Here is a 17312-nt window from a genome sequence, read left to right on the forward strand (position 1 = left end):
CGGGCGGCGGCAGGAATCGCCATGTTGCGTCGCGCCACGGGGGAGACCATGCGCGGGCCGCGGCAACGGGTGCCCTACACGGTGTAACACGTCATTGACGTGGCATTGAGCCGCATGGGCGAAAGGCGGCGCCTTCAGGCCCATTCCCGCGCCAGCCAGGCCAGAAACGCCCGCACCGGCGGATGCCGCTCGCGCCCCGGCACGCACAGCGCGGTATAGGCGGCGCCGGCTACCGTGATATCGGGCCGATACGGCAGCAGCAGCCCATTGCGCACGCTGTCGGACACCATGATGGAGCTGGCGAGCACCAGCCCCTGTCCCGCGACGGCGGCCTGCAGCGCATAGCTCTCCTCGTCGTAGGCGCGCATCGTGGCGCCTTCCTGCAGCCAACGCACGCCGGCCGCATCGCACCACGCCTGCCAGCCATCGTCGTACAGCGTCGAATCGGTCCATCGCACCGTGATCAGTTCGGGCGTCTCCTGGCCGGCAGTTGCGATCCGCGCCGGCGATCCGTAAACGCCGAACGTTTCGCCGAGGCGGCATGCGTTCAGCAGCGAGGGCCAGGCGCTGGTGCCATAGCGGATCGCCACATCGATGCGCGCGTCCTGGTGCAGGTCGACCGGCGCACCATCGCTGTCGATCCGCACGTGCACATCGGGATGCGCCTGATAGAAGCGCCCCAGCCGCGGCACCAGCCACAGCGCGGCGAACGACATGGTGGTGGTCACCGTCAGCGACCCCGCCGCCGGCTGCGGAAGCAGCTCGTCGATGGCCTGGGCCACATCGAGCAGCGCGCCATGCATCCGATGGAACAGCCGCTCGCCTTCGACCGTCAGCGCCACGCCGCGCGGCAGGCGCGTGAACAATGCCACGCCAAGGCAGGACTCGAGCCCGCGCACCTGATGCGAAACGGCGGCCGGCGTCACCGACAGCTCGGCCGCCGCGGCCTTGAAGCTCAGATGCCGCGCGGCAGATTCAAAGACGCGCAGGGCGGCGATCGGCAAGGAAGCGAACATGCATTGCGCTCCAAAAAAATGCGCAGGAAACCCAGAGATGAACCGAATTTGTCCGACGCAAGAATTGCTCGTTTGTCGCGCCGCAGCCGCCATCCTACAGTCGCCGTGTCCCTACCACGCAATGCAAGGAACATGATGACGGATACGACTTTCTCCCAAACCCTTCCTTCCGGGCCGGTATTGATCCTGGTGGGCAGCCCTCGGCGCGACGGCAATTCGGCGGCGATGGCGCACGCGGTGCAGCGCGGCGTCGAGCGAGCGGGCCACCCGGTCAAATTGCGCTTTCTCGACGACCATATCGGCGGGCTGCTGCGCGACTGCCGCCAATGCCGGCGCGCCGACGGCAGCTGCGGCATCGACGACGGCTATCGCGACCTATTGCTGCAGGACTTTCTGCCCGCGGCCGGCGTGGTGTTCTGCTCGCCGATCTATTGGTATGGCCTGTCGGCGCAGACCAAGGCCTTCTTCGACCGGATGTTCTGCTATTACGCCGCCTCGCATCCGGATTCGGCCACCGTGGTGCCGAAGCTGGCCCGCAAGCGCCTCGGCCTGGTACTGGCGTCCGAGGAAAGCTATGCCGGCGCGGCGCTCGGCATCGTTCATCAATTGCAGGAGTATGCCCGCTATACCGATTCGCAATTGGCAGGCGTGGTGCGGGGTACCGGCAATCGCCGCGGCGAGGTGGTACGCGATCCGACCGATGCGATCGCGCAGGCCGAGCGACTCGGCGCCGAGCTGTTTGTGCGGTCCTACAGCGACTATCGTTTCGATACGCCGCGCGATACGCGGGTCTGGCCGCTGGATCGGGCGGCATGATGGCCGCGGGATCGGGCGGCATGATGGCCGCGGGAATCGCACCAACATCGCACCAACATCGCACCAACATCGCACCGACATCGGACCGACACCGAAGGACATGGCGAGGCATGGCCGGCGCAATCGCGATCGTGAATGCATGCGCTGCATGGCGGCCATGTCGCCGAGCAGCGATCGGGCAAAAAAATACCCGCAGCCGGGAGGTGCGGGTACTTCAAAGTGGTATGAGCGAGTCGCGGTTCCGCTCAGGACGCATCCTCGCATCACGCGCCAGCCACGCCAATAATCCATCCGGACTAGGCAACCCCGGATCGGCAGGCATGGACAAGCAGTCGGGAATCGATTCCAATCCACCACTGGCAAGGGCCGCCGGCCGCCATCCGCGCGCCTTCGCCCTGCCATGCGATCCCCCAACCGCAAGGTTCTAGCGGCCCGCCACGCCGATGACCGGCCCCTTATCGACCGCCATGCCCGATGCCCGCCTGCTGCTGATCGACGACCATACGCTGTTCCGCACCGGCCTGCGGCTGCTGCTGGCCGACAGCGCCAGCGTGTCCGCGATCGTCGAGGCCGGCACGGTGATGGAGGCGGTGCAGGACCATGCCGGGGCCGAGGTCGATATCATCCTGCTCGATATCCAGTTGCCGGGCCTGAACGGCATCGAGGGCGTGCGCGTGCTGCGCCGGCATTTTCCCGCGGCGCGCATCCTGATCGTCTCGGGTACCTCGGGCCCGGACGCGATTCCCCCCGACGTGCGGAAGGACGTGGCCGGCTTCCTGCCCAAATCGGCGGACGCCACGCGCATCGAGAAGGCGATCGCGCGCTGCCTGCAGGGCGGCAGCTACTTCTGCCATGCGGATGACGCCATCGCGCCGGACCCGTCCGCCACGGATGCGGCCCGCTACCGTCCCAGCCAGCTGACACCGCGCCAGCTCGAGGTGCTGAGCCAGCTGGCGCTGGGCCGTTCCAACAAGATCATCGCGCACCATCTCGGCCTGTCGGAGAACACGGTGCGGGTGCATGTCGCCGCCATCCTCGATCACCTTGGCGTGGTCAGCCGCGTCGAGGCCATCATCGAGGCGCAGCGGCGTGGCCTGATCCAGGCCGCGCGGTGAAGCGCGCCAGCGGCCGCTGGCGGCTGCCCTTGCTGCCGCGCTTCGACGAGGGACGGCTGCTGGCCGCCCAGATGGATCTGCTGGACCAGAGCTTCAGCGTCGCGATGATCGGCTGCGCGCTGGCATCCTGGTTCCTGACGGCCGGGCTGGTGCTGTCCGGCGATCGCCCGCTGGCGTTGCCGTGGGCCATCGCGATGACGCTGGCCTGCGCCTACGGCCTGGTCGGCCGGCAGCGGATGCCGGAACGCACCACCGAGGCCGCAGCGCCTTGCTACGCGCGCTGGATGACGATGCTGCTGACCTGCATCGGCTCGCTGTGGGGAGTGATCGCGCTGCTCTATCTCGATGTCCGCGAGCCGCCGATCGTCATTTCGGTGCTGTCGCTGATCGCAGGCATGAGCGCCGCGGCGCTGGCCGTGTTCTCGGCATGCCTGCCGGTCGCCGTCGGCTTTTTCGTGCCGGCGATCCTGCCGGTATGGATCAGCTTCCTGGCCACCGGCGACCCCGACTATCTGCCGATGTTCCTGGCGACGCCGCTCTATCTGATCGTGCTGATCGTGTTCGCGCGCAACTACGCCCGCGTGGCGCGGCATTCGATCGCGCTGCGCTTCGAGAATATCGAACTGATTGGGCAGCTGCGCGAGCAGACGGCGCGCGCGGAGTCCGCCCAGCGCGCGGCCGAGCAGGCGAGCCGCGCGAAATCGGTGTTCCTGGCATCGGCCAGCCACGACCTGCGCCAGCCGCTGCATGCGCTCGGCCTGTTTCTGGTCTCGCTGAGCCGCACCTCGCTGGATGACAAGCAGCGCCAGCTGCTGACGCATATCGAGGCGGCCTCGGACGCCGCGCGGGAAATGCTGAACACCTTGCTGGACTTCTCCAAGCTCGAAGCCGGCGTGGTACAGGCACGGCCGATGGCGTTTCGCCTGCAGCCGCTGCTCTACCGGCTCGAGAACGAGTTCGCGCCGCTGGCGGAAGCACGCGGCCTGGTCTACCGGACGCGCGAGACGACCTGCGCGGTGTTCGCCGATCCGGCGCTGGTCGAGCTGGTGCTGCGCAATCTGATCGCCAATGCAATCCGCTATACCGAGCGCGGCGGCGTGCTGGTGGGCTGCCGCCGGCGCGGCGAACATGCGGTGCTCGAGGTATGGGACACGGGGATCGGCATCCCGGCGTCGCAGCACGCGGCGATCTTCCAGGAGTTCCATCAGCTCGGCAATCCCGAGCGCGATCAGCGCAAGGGCCTGGGACTCGGGTTGTCGATCGCCAGCGGCCTCGCGCGCACGATGTCCACCGATGTCACGCTCGCCTCGACGCCGCAGCGCGGCTCGGTATTTCGCATGGCGCTGCCCTGGGTCTGGCTGCCGCCGGCCGGCATGGAGACGCTGGTACATCGGCTGCCGAGCGATGCGCCGATGCAGCTGGAACCGCTGCCGGGCGTGCGGGCGCTGGTCATCGACGACGATCCGCATATCCGGCTGGCGATGACCGAGCTGCTGTCGGGCTGGCAATGCGACTGCCGGGCGGCGGAGTCCGAACGCGACGCGCTGGCCTGCCTGCCGGCGTTCCGGCCCAACCTGATCGTGGCGGATTATCGGCTGCGCGGAAACCGGGACGGCCTGCAGGCGATGGCGGCGCTGCGCAAGCAGCTGGGAGAGGCGGTACCGGCGATCGTCATCACCGGCGATACCGCGGCGGACCGGCTGCGCAGCGTGCATGCGAGCGGCACCGTACTGCTGCACAAGCCCGTGGTCGCCGCGGAACTGCATGCGGCGATCGTGGGGCTGGTCCCGCCGCTCGCGGCCCAAGGACGCACGATTGGCCCCGGCGAGGGAACGGACGGACCTGACGAACCGGGCGAGACCGAGCAGCCGGATAGACGCGGCAAACCGGACGCGTCCGCACCATAACTTTTTCGGATAAATCAATCCGATCTATTAATTGGACTTTGGTCCGCGGCTTGCCAACACTGAATCGACACTGCACCGGGTCGATCCCGTGAGGAGCCATCATGCCGTCGCCTTTGCCGCCAACGAGTTCGCTGCCCTCGCCGAATTCGCCGATCTGGCCCAATTCGTCCTCGCTGCCGCAGCATGACCTGCTGATCGGCGCCGAGCGTGTCGCGCCGATCTCGGGCGCCTATTCGACCGATATCAATCCCGCCACCGAGGGACCGATCGCGCTGGTCGCGCAGGGCGGCCCGGCCGAGGTCGACCTCGCGGTGCAGACCGCGCGCCGCGCGCTGAAGGGCTGGAGCCGCATGCGCGCCGCGGAACGCGGCCGCATCCTGCAGCGCTTTGCCGACCTGCTCGAGGCGCATCGGGACGAGCTGGTCGCGCTGGAGAGCCTCGACGCCGGCAAGCCGCTGGCCGCGGTGCGCCGGCAGGACCTGCCGGCGGTGATCGACACCGTGCGCTACTACGCGGGCTGGGCCGACAAGATCCACGGCGACGTGATACCGGCCCGCCCCGACGCGCTGACCTATACCGTGCGCGAGCCGGTCGGCGTGGTGGCCGCGATCGTGCCGTGGAATTTCCCGCTGATGATCGGCATGTGGAAGATCGCGCCGGCGCTGGCATGCGGCTGCACCGTGATCGTCAAACCCGCGGAAATCACGCCGCTGTCGGCGCTGCGCGTCGGCGAACTCGCGCTCGAAGCGGGCCTGCCGCCGGGGGTGCTCAATATCGTCACCGGCAAGGGCAGCGTGGTCGGCGATGCGCTGGTCGGCCATCCCGGCGTCGACAAGGTGACCTTCACCGGCTCGCCGGGCGTGGGCCGCGGCATCATGCATGGCGCGGCCGGCAACTTCAAGCGCGTCACGCTCGAGCTCGGCGGCAAATCGGCCAACCTGATCTTTGCGGACGCGGATCTCGACGCGGCGGTGCGGGCCGCGGCATCGGGCATCTTCTTCAATGCCGGCCAGGTCTGCTCCGCGGGATCGCGCATCCTCGCGCAACGCGCCATCTACGACGAGGTGGTCGAGCGGCTCGCGGCACGGGCCAACGCGATCCGCGTCGGCGATCCGGCGTTGCCCGAGACGACGATGGGGCCGCTGGTATCCAACGCGCAGCTGAAGACGGTGCTCGACTATATCGAGATCGGCAAGCAGGAAGGGGCATCAGTGGTGGCCGGCGGCATGCGGGTCGGCGAGCGCGGCTACTTCGTTGCACCCACGGTATTCGCCAACGTTGCGCACGCGATGCGCATCTCGCAGGAGGAGATCTTCGGCCCGGTGGCCGCAGTGATTCCCTTCGACGACGAGGCCGATGCGATCCGCATCGCCAACGGCACCGCGTTCAGCCTGGCGGCCGGGGTCTGGAGCGCGGACATCGGGCGCGTGCATCGCGTCGCCGGCGAATTGAAGGCGGGCACGGTATGGATCAATACCTACGGCTATACCGATGTCCGGCTTCCCTGGGGCGGTGCCGGCGATTCGGGGCTGGGCCGCGAACATGGCGACGCGGCGCTGCAGAACTTCACCGAACCGAAGACGGTGTGGCTGTCGCTGCGATAGGCGATCGCCGAATCCGGTCGTCGCATTCGGTGGCCGCATTCGGTCGCCGCATTCGGTCGCCGCAGACGATCGCCGCGGACGATCACCCTGTCAGAACTTCGGAATCCGCAGCGTCTTGCTGATCATCAGCGAGCCCGACAGCACGAACAGCAGCACCAGCGGATGCAGTACCGCCGTGCCGAGCGTCCAGGCGCCGCCGAACAGCGCATCGCCGATGCGGCCCTGCCATGCGCACAGCGCCAGCACGCCGGTCAGCACCACGCTGGTCGGGATCGGCGTGCCCTCGAAATAGGACACCTTGCCGCTGGCGCCGGACAGCGATTCGGCCGTGACGTTGAAGCGCGCGAGCCGGCTGACGCCGCAGCAAACGAAATAGATCAGCGCGAGCAGATCCCAGCCGCCGCGCATGCCGGCGGCAAAGGCCAGCGTCGCGGGACCGACGCCGAACGAGATGATGTCGGCCAGCGAATCGAGCTCGCGGCCCAGCGCCGAATGCGCGTGGCGCCAGCGCGCGACGCGGCCGTCGATCACGTCGAAGAAGAAGGCGGCGGGCGCGAAGGCCGCCGCGATCAGGAAGTGCCGCAGCGACTGGCTGTCGATGTAGAACATCGCGAAGAACACCGATGCCATGCCGCAGGCCGCATTGGCCAGCGTAAAGACGTCGGCCAGCGCCAGTTCGCGGATCATCGAGAAATGCCGCGGCCGTGCGGATGGATCGGCCGATGATCGGGTCGGATCGTTCGATTCAGGCATGTCTGGCTCCTCGCGTGGTCGGTCTTCGAGAGTCCCCCTGGGCCCTCTCGTCCCCTCGTTCCGCTTGTTCCCCTGGCGATCCCCCTGTCCGCCCCGATGCCCGGGCCGTGCCGGCATCAGGCGCCCGTCATCGCGGCGTGCCGCGCCGGCGGGCCAGGTTCGCGGCCAGATAGGCGACGATCGCCACGTTGGCGACGGCCACGCCGATGTGTATCCAGGTCGGATGCCGCGCCGCTTCGTAAAGTTCCACCGGAATATAGATCGCACCGGACCAGACGCCCAGCCATTGGGCCCAGGCGCGTTCGTGCCACAGGCCATAGGCCTCGGCGAATCGCATCGCGGCATAGATCGCGGCCGACGCGCCGATGGCCCACAGGCGCGGATCGTCGGGATGCGCCGCCAGCGACAGGAAGATCGTCGGATAGCGGCTGCCGGGATTCAGGTGCAGGCGCGCGACGATGGCCTCGGCCAGCGCCTGCGCGTCGCGATGCAGCAGCGCCGCCAGGCCGATGCCGGCCAGCACCACCAGCGCGCCCTTGGTCGCCTCCAGCAGTGCGATGCCTTTCAGCCCGAGGGTGCCTTGCCTGCCTGCCATGGTTCAGCGCTCCGTGCGCATGGGACGCGGTCCGCCGCTCAGGAGAAGCTCAGGAGAACACGCGGTTCTTGTCGGACACCTGGTCATTGAGCGTCCAGAAGTCGTACAGCACGCCGATCAGGAAGAAGCCGCCGGTCACCAGATACAGCAGGCCGGTCAGCCATTTGCCCATATACATCCGATGCACGCCGAAGATGCCGAGGAAGGTCAGCAGAATCCAGGCGATATTGAAATCGACGCGGCCCGAGGTAAAGCGGCGGTCGGCATCCCGGTCCATGCCCGGAATCAGGAACAGGTCGATCAGCCAGCCGATGCCCAGCAGGCCGAGCGTCAGGAACCAGATCGTGCCGGTCACCGGTTTGCCATAGTAGAAGCGATGCGAGCCGGTAAAACCGAAGATCCAGAGCAAATAACCGATCAGCTTGCTGTGCGTGTCCTGAAGCATGTCCATCCTCATGTTGTCGTGCCGGAATGATGCCATAGGCATCTGTCGGACCCGCCGATTCGCCAATCGCATCGAAGAGGCTTCACACGCAAAAAAATCGGCGTTATACTTGCGCCCCTCGCGACGCAAAACACAGCGTCAATGCGAAACGGTTCCAGTCCCCTTCGTCTAGAGGCCTAGGACATCACCCTTTCACGGTGAGTACAGGGGTTCGAATCCCCTAGGGGACGCCAGCTTGACCGGATGCCATGCATCCGGACGCCGACTGGACCGATCGCTGCAATGCCGGCAACCATGCCAGCCATTGCAGCGGCACCAGCAGGCAAGCCGACAAGGAGTGGTAGTTCAGTCGGTTAGAATACCGGCCTGTCACGCCGGGGGTCGCGGGTTCGAGTCCCGTCCACTCCGCCAGCAAAAGCAGAAAACCCGCCAATCGCAAGATCGGCGGGTTTTTTGTTTTGGCGCGGCGTCTTCGCTGCTGGCCGATAGGCGCATTGCATTGGTATTGGTATCGGCCTCGTATCGGCTTGGTATCGGCCTGGTATCGGCCTGGTATTGGTCTGGTATCGGCTTGGTATTGGCCTGGTATTGGATTGGTATTCCGCCGGCCAGCTTCCACAATAGGAACCTCGATCCACCACTCCTGGATATGAGGTCGCCATGCATCTGGAAGGCTCCTGTCATTGCGGCGCGGTGCGTTTCAGCGTCGAGTCGTCTTCGTATTACCCCTTCATGCATTGCCATTGCTCGATCTGCCGCAAGACCGCGGGCTCCGGCGGCTATGCGATCAATCTCGGCGCGGACGCCAACACGCTGCGCGTACGCGGCCGCAAGCATCTGGGCATCTATCACGCCGTGATGCGCGAGCCCGGCAAGCGCGCGACCCGCTCGCCGGCGTCGCGGCATTTCTGCCTGCAATGCGGCAGCCCGCTGTGGCTGTGGGACCCGCGCTGGCCGGAACTGGTCCATCCCCATGCGTCGGCGATCGACACCCCGCTGCCGCGCCCGCCGGAGGTCGTCGAGGCGGCGCTGGACTATGCCGCGCCCTGGGTCGACGTGCCGCGCGGCAAGGGGCATGTCCATTGCCGCCAGTGGCCCGACGAATCGCTGGCGCAATGGCATGCCCGGCATGGCCTCGGCGACGGCAATGGCGAGCGCTGACGCCGTCGGACCACCGGCCGGCAAGGGCCGCATGCGGCCCGTCCTTCACACCGCTTCCGCATCGCATATAACTAGCTGAAGAGGGCGGCGCCGCTACGCGCCGCCCAAAAAAATTTTTGCCGGGCGGCTCTTGAAGGTCACACAGCCGCCCTTAATTTGGCGTCGGCCCGTCTTCTCTGGAACGGCACCCACGCCGCACCGGCCATCGCGGCCGTGCGGCTTCCGGACAGTCAACTTCGCTTGAAGAGGAGGTTTGCTGATGAAGATTGCCCAGATCGCCCCGCTTGCCGAGCGTTGCCCGCCCAAGCTCTACGGGGGCACCGAGCGCATCGTGTCCTATCTGACCGAAGAGCTTGTCCGCCAGGGTCATGACGTGACCCTGTTCGCCAGCGGCGACTCCAGGACCGCCGCCCGGCTGGTACGCGGCTCCGACATCGCGCTACGGCTCGATCCCAGGGTGAAAGACCCGATCCCCTATCACATCATGATGCTGGACGAGGTCCGCCGGCGTGCCGACGACTTCGACGTGCTGCACTTCCACATCGACCTGCTGCATTTCCCGCTGATCCGCGACATCGCCGAGCGCACCGTCACCACGCTGCATGGCCGGCTCGATCTGCCCGACCTGGTGCCCTTCTATCGCGCCTTCCCCGAATTTCCGCTGGTGTCGATCTCCGACGACCAGCGCCGCCCGATGCCGCCCGTCAACTGGGTCGGCACGGTGCACCATGGCCTGCCGCGCGACCTGCTGCCTTTCACCGCCGAGGCGAAGGGCGGCTATCTGGCCTTCCTCGGCCGCATCTCGCCCGAAAAACGGCCCGATCGCGCCATCGAAATCGCCGCGCGCACCGGCATGCCGCTGAAGATCGCCGCCAAGATCGACAAGGCCGACCAGGCCTATTGGGACGAAGTCATCGCGCCGATGATCGCCGCGCATCCGAAGGTCAAGTTCATCGGCGAAATCAACGAGCATCAGAAGGCCGAATTCCTCGGCAACGCGCGCGCGCTGCTGTTCCCGATCGACTGGCCGGAGCCCTTCGGCCTCGTGATGATCGAGGCGATGGCCTGCGGCACGCCGGTGATCGCCTACCGCTGCGGCTCGGTGCCCGAAGTCATCGACGAGGGGGTGACCGGCTTTATCGTCGAGGACATCGAGCAGGCGGCGCAGGCGGTCGGACGCATCGACGAACTGGACCGCGGCAGGATCCGCGCGACCTTCGAGCAGCGCTTCACCGTGGAACGAATGGCGCAGCAGTATGTCGAGATCTATCGCAGCCTGGCCGATGTCAGCGCCGGTGCGCTGCTGCGCCGAGCCATGGGTGCAACGGTGGGCGGCGTGGCCGGCAGCGACCGTGTCGGCCTGCCCGCCCTCGCCTGAACCGCAAAGGATCGCGACGATGCCAACCGCCAGCACTGTTGCCGCCTCCCACGCGCCGGCGCCCACCGGGCCCGGCGGTACCCAGCTCGCCCAGTTCTTCATCCCGGCCGCCGCGTCGCTGCAGGAGCGCAGGCCACGCACGCTCAAGCATGGCGACACCTTCGCGGTGTTCGACCACAACGGCGATGCGCTGTCGGGCCCCGGCAGTCCCGAGGGCATATTCCATCGGGACACCCGCCACCTGTCGCACCTGTTCCTGTCGATCGACGGCGCGCGGCCGATGCTGCTGTCGTCGACGCTGCGCGACGACAACGCGACGCTGACCTGCGACCTGACCAATCCCGATCTGTTCGATGGCGATGGCCAGCTGAAGATCGAGCACGATCTGCTGCATCTGCGCCGCTCGCGCTTCCTGTGGAACGCGACCTGCTACGAACGGCTGATCATCCGCAACTTCGACGAGAAGCCGCGCCGCATCCAGCTCGAACTCGCGTTCGCGGCGGACTTCGCCGACCTGTTCGAGGTCCGCGGCTCGAAACGCGAGCGCCGCGGCGAACATCATCCGCCCCGCATCAGCAACAATCGGGTCATCCTCGGCTATACCGGGCTCGATCAGCAGAGCCGGCACACGGCGCTGCTGTTCGATCCGGCGCCGACCCGGCTGACCGGCAACTGCGCGCGCTTCACGCTCGATATCCAGCCGAAGGAGGCGCGCCTGCTGTTCGTCGAGATCCGCTGCGGTATCGGCGAGATTCCGCAGCAGACCCGCTGCGCCTTCTTCAGCGCGCTGCGCGACGCCCGGCGGGCGCTGCGCAACTCGGCCTCGCGCGCGGCCTCGATCGTGACCTCGAACGAGATCTTCAACGAGGCGGTCCGGCGCAGCGTGTCGGACCTGTACATGCTGATCACCGATACGCCGGAGGGTCCCTACCCTTACGCCGGGATTCCGTGGTTCAGCACCGTGTTCGGCCGCGATGCGCTGATCACCGCGCTGGAGACGCTGTGGCTGGACCCGAATATCGCGCGCGGCGTGCTCGGCTATCTGGCGGCCAATCAGGCCACCGAAAACGATGTGGCCGCCGACGCCGAGCCGGGCAAGATCCTGCACGAGGTCCGGCACGGCGAGATGGCGGAGCTCGGCGAGGTGCCGTTCCGCCGCTACTACGGCAGCATCGACTCGACGCCGCTGTTCGTGATGCTGGCAGGCGCCTATCTGCATCGCACCGGAGATCTCGGCACGCTGCAGCGGCTGTGGCCGAGCCTCGAGGCCGCGCTGCAATGGATCGAGCGCTATGGCGATCGCGATGGCGACGGCTTCGTCGAGTACGGCAGGCGCACCACCGAAGGGCTGGTCAATCAGGGCTGGAAGGACAGCCAGGACTCGGTCTTCCATGCGGACGGCACGCTGGCCAGGGGCCCGATCGCGCTGGCGGAGGTGCAGGCCTACGTCTACGGCGCCTGGCAGGCCGGCGCCGATATCGCCGCGCAACTGGGCATGACCGAGCGTGCGACCCAATGCGCGGCGCGCGCCGAGGCCCTGCGCGCGGCCTTCGATGCGGAGTTCTTCGACGAGGCGCTCGGCACCTATGTGCTCGCGCTCGATGGCGACAAGCGCCCATGCCGGGTGCGCACGTCGAACGCCGGCCATGCGCTGCTGACCGGCATCGCGCTGCCCGAGCGCGCCCCCGCGGTGGTACGTACGCTGATGTCGGGAACGTCGTTCTGCGGCTGGGGCGTGCGCACCGTGGCGTCGACCGAGGCGCGCTACAACCCGATGAGCTATCACAACGGCTCGGTCTGGCCGCACGACAATGCGCTGATCGCGGGCGGCATGGCGCGCTACGGCTTCCATCGCGAAGCAGCGCGGATTTTCGAGGGCCTGTTCGCGGCCTCAACCTATATCGACCTGCGCCGGTTGCCCGAGCTGTTCTGCGGCTTCCCGCGCCAGGGCACGCAGGGCCCGACCTTCTATCCGGTCGCCTGCACCCCGCAGGCCTGGGCCGCGGCCGCACCGCTATACATGCTGCAGGCCAGCCTCGGGCTCGGCTTCGACACCGAGCGCGTGCATATCACCTTCGACGAGCCGGCGCTGCCGGCCTTCCTCGACGAGGTGGTCTTCCGCAACCTGGCGGTCGGCGGCGGCTCGGCCGACGTCGCGCTGCGGCGCTCGGGCCGGCATGTCGTCGTCGACATGCTGGAGCGGCGCGGACCGGTGCGGGTGTTGACGACGAATTGACGAGGAACCGACGAGGAGTTGACGAGGGATCGACCGGGATTCCGGGCGCCCTGGCACCGAGGCTGGCTGTACGCGAGAGCGCTTAAGTGTTAGTGTGAGCCGCTCCGGCACCGGCCTCGGCAGTCAGCATTTTCGGTGCCGTCCCATCTTTCCCCCCTTTCCCTCCCTGCAAGGAGCCGCCCGTCATGACCCCGGTTTCCCACGCCAGTGTCCGCGCCGCCGGACCGAACTACCGGCACGAAATCACCACCGGCAAGCATCAGCTGGTGGCCGACGAGCCCGCCAAGGCGGGCGGGCAGGATGCCGGGCCGGCTCCGTACGACTATGTGCTGACCGGGCTCGGTGCCTGCACGGCGATCACGCTGCGCATGTATGCGGACCGCAAGGGCTGGGACCTCGGCGATCTGCGCGTCGAGCTGACCTTGCTGAAAAACCGCGACGGCGATACGCGCATCGAACGCACGCTGCACGCCTCGGCGGCGCTGAGCGACGAGCAATGGGAACGCCTGCTGGAGATCGCCGGCAAGACGCCGGTCACGCTGACGCTGCAGGCCGGCGTGTCGATCGCGACCACCAGGGCAACCGCCTGAGTCCGCGCCGATCGGCGAACACCGCGGCAGCCTGACCCCGTGTCGATCCTACGCAGGCGTTCGGGGTGGTTATGGGTCGCGGCCTTCGCGGCGGCGGCATGGTGGGCCTGGCCACGCGTCCAGCCGGTGCTGGAGCGCGTGTTCTACGGCATGCGCCTCGCGGCGATGCCGGCGCCCAAAGCGCTGCCGGTGCCCGTCGCAGGCGTACCGGCCAACGCCTTGCGCGATACCTGGAACGCCCCGCGCTCCGGCGGCCGGCAGCATCAGGGCATCGACATCTTCGCGCCGCGCGGTCGCGAGGTCGTGTCGGCCACCGAAGGCATCGTGTCCCGCGTCGGCACCAACAATCTCGGTGGCCAGGTGGTCTGGGTCATGGGACCGGGCCGGCAGATGCACTACTACGCCCACCTCGACCGCTATGGCGAGATCGCGCCCGGCGATCGCGTCACGCCCGGCACCGTGCTCGGGTATGTCGGCAATACCGGCAACGCGCGCGGCACGCCGCCGCATCTGCACTACGGCATCTATACGCCGACCGGTGCGATCAATCCCTATCCGTTGTTGACGGCGCGCATCGCGACGTCGAAGTAAGCCGGCACGCGCCCGGCCGTCCATGCTTCACCATTCGCAGCGCCCCGAAATTCCAATCATCCAGGAAGAAGCCAATGTCGGCACCAAGCTTCAACCAGACCGAAGACCATGCCGCAGCCGGCGTCGCCGGCCATATCGACCGCCTGATCGTCTTCACCGGCGGCCCAGGCTCGGGCAAGAGCACGCTGATCGATGCGCTGGAGCGGCAAGGCTATGCCCGCTCGGAAGAAGCCGGTCGCGGCATCATCCAGGACCAAATCGCGATCGACGGACCCGCGCTGCCATGGCGCGACCGGCAGGCCTTCGCCGAAGCGATGCTGGCCTGGGAACTGCGCTCCTATCGTCTGGCGCAGCGGCATCCCGGCCCCGTGCTGTTCGACCGCGGCGTGCCGGACGTGATCGGCTACCTGCGGCTGTGCGAGCTGCCGGTGCCCGACCATCTGCTGCGCGCCGCCGCCGCCTTCCGCTATCGCCAGCAGGTCTTCATCGCACCGCCCTGGCCGGAAATCTACCGGCAGGACGCCGAGCGGAAGCAGAGCCTGGACGAGGCCGAACGGACCTGCCACGCGGTCGCACAGGCCTATCGCGATTGCGGCTATACGCTGATCGAGCTGCCGCGCGTCGACGTGGCTGCGCGTGTGCGGTTCGTGCTCGATCGGATCGACGCCGCGCACGCGGTCATTTGAGTCCGCTGTCGCGCTCCCACGGCGGGATGTCGCCGAAGCGTTCGGCCAGGAAATCGACCAGTGCCCGTACGCGCGGCGGCACCAGCCGTCGCTGCGGCATCACCGCATAGATGCCCGTGTCGGCAATCTGGTAGTCGGGCAATACCTGAACCAGCCGGCCGGCCCGCAGCATCGAGCAGACATGCCAGTACGAATGCAGCGCGATGCCGAGACCGCCCAGCGCGGCGTCCGACAGCAATTCGCCGGTATTGGCCTCGATCCGGCCGCGCACCCGCACGGCGATCTCGCGGCCGTCACGGTCTTCGAGCCGCCACAGGTCCTGCCTGCCCTGGCTGCCCACCAACACCAGGCATTCGTGTTGGGCCAGCTCTTCCGGCGTGCGCGGGGTGCCATGCCGGCGCAGATAGTCCGGCGACGCGCACAGCAGCCGCCGATTGTTGGCGAGCTTGCGCGCGACCAGCGTCGAATCGTCGAGCGCGCCGATGCGAACCGCCAAGTCGAAGCCCGCACTGACCAGATCCACCACGCGGTCGTCCAGATGGATGTTGAGCCGTAGCTGCGGATGCCGCGCCATGAATTCGGGCAACAGCGGCGACAGGTACTGGCGGCCGAACGACGATGCCGTGGTCACGCGCAGCGTACCGGTGACCTCGCCACCTGCCCGGCGCAGCGAACTACCGAGCGCCTCCAGTTCCTCGACCAACCCGCGGCCCTGCTCGGCCAGCGCCGCGCCTTCGGGCGTCGCATGCAGCCGGCGCGTGGTCCGGTGCAGCAGGCGTACGCCAAGGTCCTGTTCCAGCCGCTTCAAGCGCTGGCTGGCGACGGCCACCGACAGGTCGAGACTGCGCGCGGCAGCGCTGATCGAGCCGAGGTCCAGTACGCGCAGGAACAGCGCGATATCGCCGATTCGGTCCATGACTATCAATCGGATATTGAAACTGATTCATGATACCGCCGGTTTTTCAAAAAGATGCGGGCGGGCAAACTGCGAGCCTTCCAATAGGAGAGTTGTCATGGCCGCCCCGCCTACCGCCACTACCCCGTCCACTACTCCGTCCACCACCCCACCCACTGCCAAGCCTCCTGCCAAGCCCGCGCGCGCAGGCATGCCGCTGGCGCTCTACGCGCTGACCGCCGGCTCGTTCGGCATCGGCTGCGCCGAATTCGTGATCATGGGCCTGCTGCTGCAGGTCAGCGCCGACCTGCACGTGTCGATCGCCTCGGCCGGCATGCTGGTGTCCGGCTATGCGTTCGGTGTCGCCGCCGGCGCGCCGATCCTGACGCTGCTGACCCGCCGCATGCCGCGCAAGGCCGTGCTGCTGGCGCTGATGGTGATCTACACCGTCGGCAACGCGGCCTGCGCGCTGGCGCCCGACTACACCACGCTGATGATCGCCCGCGTGATCACCTCGCTGACGCATGGCACCTTCTTCGGCGTCGGCGCCGTGGTGGCGACCGGCCTGGTGCCGGAAGACCGCCGCGCTTCGGCGATCTCGGTGATGTTCTCCGGCCTGACGCTGGCCACGCTGCTCGGCATGCCCGCCGGCGCCTGGCTGGGCCTGCATCTGGGCTGGCGTTCGACGTTCTGGGCGATGACGCTGATCGGGCTGGTATCGCTCGTCGTGATCGGCATGCTGGTCAAGGCCAGCCGCGACCACAGCGCGCCGGCCTCGTTGAAGGACGAGCTGGCGACCATGGTGCGGCCGCAGGTGATGCTGGGCCTGGCCATGACGATCCTGCAGGCCATCGGCATCTTCGCGGTGATCACCTACGTGCAGCCGCTGCTGACCAAGGTGGCCGGCTATGGCGAGGCGGCGGTGTCGCCGATCCTGCTGCTGTTCGGCGCCGGCATGATCGTCGGCAATCTGCTCGGTGGCAGGCTGGCGGACCGCCGTCCGGTCGCCGCGGTGCTCGCCACGCTGCTCTCGCTCGCCTCTGTGCTGGCGCTGATGACCTTCGCCATCCACCACCAGGTCGCGGTGGTGGCCTTCGTCGGCATCCTCGGCATCGCGGCCTTCGCCACGGTGTCGCCGCTCCAACTGCGCGTGCTGCGGCACGCGCGCGGACCGGGCCAGAACCTGGCGTCGAGCTTCAATATCGCCGCCTTCAACCTCGGCAATGCGCTGGGCGCCTGGCTCGGTGGCATGGTGATCGACCACGGTCCAGGCCTGACCGCCCTGCCCTGGGTTGCCGCGCTGGCTCCGCTGTCGGCACTGGCGGTCGCGGCCTGGAGCGTGCGGCTGGAACGGGCACGGCCGTCGTTGCCTGCGTGTGCGGCGGGGGCCGAGGCCGGTTGATGGGGCACAGTTGCTCCCCGGGGACCGACACGTGAGGACGCGGCCATGGATCCGCTACGATATGGGGCAACCGCGACAAGGCGACGAGCCGCCGGCAAGCGCAGTTGCGGCCCCCTTATCTC

At 67.8% G+C, this 17312-nt stretch carries 16 protein-coding genes and 2 tRNA genes; 13 read left to right on the top strand and 5 right to left on the bottom strand.

Features of this window, described 5'->3' with window-relative positions; all coding sequences use genetic code 11:
- Positions 1–134: 134 nt before the first annotated feature.
- The gene (locus AC6EI8_RS03430) at positions 135–1016 is read right to left on the bottom strand and encodes a LysR substrate-binding domain-containing protein (protein ID WP_150082851.1); all 882 of its coding nucleotides are present in this window, start codon (positions 1014–1016) and stop codon (positions 135–137) included.
- 135 nt (positions 1017–1151) lie between these two features.
- On the opposite strand from AC6EI8_RS03430, the gene AC6EI8_RS03435 reads away from it, so the two are divergent.
- The 4 genes from AC6EI8_RS03435 (at position 1152) to AC6EI8_RS03450 (ending at position 6458) form a co-directional block, all read left to right on the top strand.
- Positions 1152–1832: a flavodoxin family protein gene (locus tag AC6EI8_RS03435; protein ID WP_265633601.1), complete on the top strand. Its 681-nt coding sequence runs from the start codon at positions 1152–1154 to the stop codon at positions 1830–1832.
- A gap of 467 nt (positions 1833–2299) precedes the next feature.
- Positions 2300–2947 carry a response regulator transcription factor gene (locus AC6EI8_RS03440; RefSeq protein WP_149316361.1) on the top strand — a complete coding sequence of 216 codons (648 nt, stop codon included), beginning with the start codon at positions 2300–2302 and terminating at the stop codon, positions 2945–2947.
- 71 nt (positions 2948–3018) lie between these two features.
- A complete protein-coding gene (locus AC6EI8_RS03445) occupies positions 3019–4854 on the top strand; it encodes an ATP-binding response regulator (protein ID WP_498381291.1) in 1836 nt (611 codons plus the stop codon).
- Positions 4855–4955: 101 nt separating this feature from the next.
- On the top strand, positions 4956–6458 hold the full coding sequence (locus AC6EI8_RS03450) for an aldehyde dehydrogenase family protein (protein WP_498381273.1): 1503 nt from the start codon (positions 4956–4958) through the stop codon (positions 6456–6458).
- Between the two features lie 90 nt (positions 6459–6548).
- On the opposite strand, the gene AC6EI8_RS03455 is transcribed toward AC6EI8_RS03450, so the two are convergent.
- The 3 genes from AC6EI8_RS03455 to AC6EI8_RS03465 all read right to left on the bottom strand — a co-directional run bounded on the left by AC6EI8_RS03455 (position 6549) and on the right by AC6EI8_RS03465 (position 8251).
- A complete protein-coding gene (locus AC6EI8_RS03455) occupies positions 6549–7145 on the bottom strand; it encodes a CDP-alcohol phosphatidyltransferase family protein (RefSeq protein ID WP_498381293.1) in 597 nt (198 codons plus the stop codon).
- Between the two features lie 193 nt (positions 7146–7338).
- The gene (locus AC6EI8_RS03460; protein WP_498381274.1) at positions 7339–7806 is read right to left on the bottom strand and encodes a DUF2127 domain-containing protein; all 468 of its coding nucleotides are present in this window, start codon (positions 7804–7806) and stop codon (positions 7339–7341) included.
- A 49-nt stretch (positions 7807–7855) separates the two neighbouring features.
- Positions 7856–8251, bottom strand: coding sequence for an NINE protein (locus tag AC6EI8_RS03465; protein ID WP_223129660.1), 396 nt, complete (start codon positions 8249–8251; stop codon positions 7856–7858).
- Positions 8252–8408: 157 nt separating this feature from the next.
- On the opposite strand from AC6EI8_RS03465, the gene AC6EI8_RS03470 reads away from it, so the two are divergent.
- The 8 genes from AC6EI8_RS03470 to AC6EI8_RS03505 all read left to right on the top strand — a co-directional run bounded on the left by AC6EI8_RS03470 (position 8409) and on the right by AC6EI8_RS03505 (position 14893).
- Positions 8409–8484 (top strand) — tRNA-Glu (locus AC6EI8_RS03470).
- 101 nt (positions 8485–8585) lie between these two features.
- Positions 8586–8662: transfer RNA gene (locus AC6EI8_RS03475), tRNA-Asp, on the top strand.
- 249 nt (positions 8663–8911) lie between these two features.
- Complete coding sequence (locus AC6EI8_RS03480; protein WP_149316365.1) at positions 8912–9412, top strand: GFA family protein; 501 nt, start codon at positions 8912–8914, stop codon at positions 9410–9412.
- Positions 9413–9671: 259 nt separating this feature from the next.
- On the top strand, positions 9672–10790 hold the full coding sequence (locus AC6EI8_RS03485; RefSeq protein ID WP_149316366.1) for a glycosyltransferase family 4 protein: 1119 nt from the start codon (positions 9672–9674) through the stop codon (positions 10788–10790).
- A 19-nt stretch (positions 10791–10809) separates the two neighbouring features.
- Positions 10810–13026, top strand: a complete 2217-nt coding sequence (locus AC6EI8_RS03490; RefSeq protein WP_498381275.1) for an amylo-alpha-1,6-glucosidase — start codon at positions 10810–10812, stop codon at positions 13024–13026.
- Between the two features lie 185 nt (positions 13027–13211).
- Complete coding sequence (locus AC6EI8_RS03495) at positions 13212–13616, top strand: OsmC family protein (RefSeq protein WP_149316368.1); 405 nt, start codon at positions 13212–13214, stop codon at positions 13614–13616.
- A 150-nt stretch (positions 13617–13766) separates the two neighbouring features.
- Positions 13767–14207: a M23 family metallopeptidase gene (locus AC6EI8_RS03500; protein ID WP_223819553.1), complete on the top strand. Its 441-nt coding sequence runs from the start codon at positions 13767–13769 to the stop codon at positions 14205–14207.
- Positions 14208–14281: 74 nt separating this feature from the next.
- Entirely contained in the window at positions 14282–14893 is a 612-nt protein-coding gene (locus AC6EI8_RS03505; RefSeq protein WP_498381276.1) for an AAA family ATPase, read from the top strand.
- Here the strand turns inward: AC6EI8_RS03505 and AC6EI8_RS03510 are convergent.
- Positions 14886–15809, bottom strand: a complete 924-nt coding sequence (locus AC6EI8_RS03510; protein WP_498381277.1) for a LysR family transcriptional regulator — start codon at positions 15807–15809, stop codon at positions 14886–14888. The genes AC6EI8_RS03505 and AC6EI8_RS03510 overlap by 8 nt on opposite strands.
- A 190-nt stretch (positions 15810–15999) precedes the next feature.
- Here AC6EI8_RS03510 and AC6EI8_RS03515 point away from each other — a divergent pair, with 190 nt between their 5' ends.
- On the top strand, positions 16000–17190 hold the full coding sequence (locus AC6EI8_RS03515) for an MFS transporter (protein WP_150082915.1): 1191 nt from the start codon (positions 16000–16002) through the stop codon (positions 17188–17190).
- The last annotated feature ends 122 nt before the right edge of the window (positions 17191–17312 follow it).

This window comes from Cupriavidus sp. R6-3 (assembly GCF_059772245.1).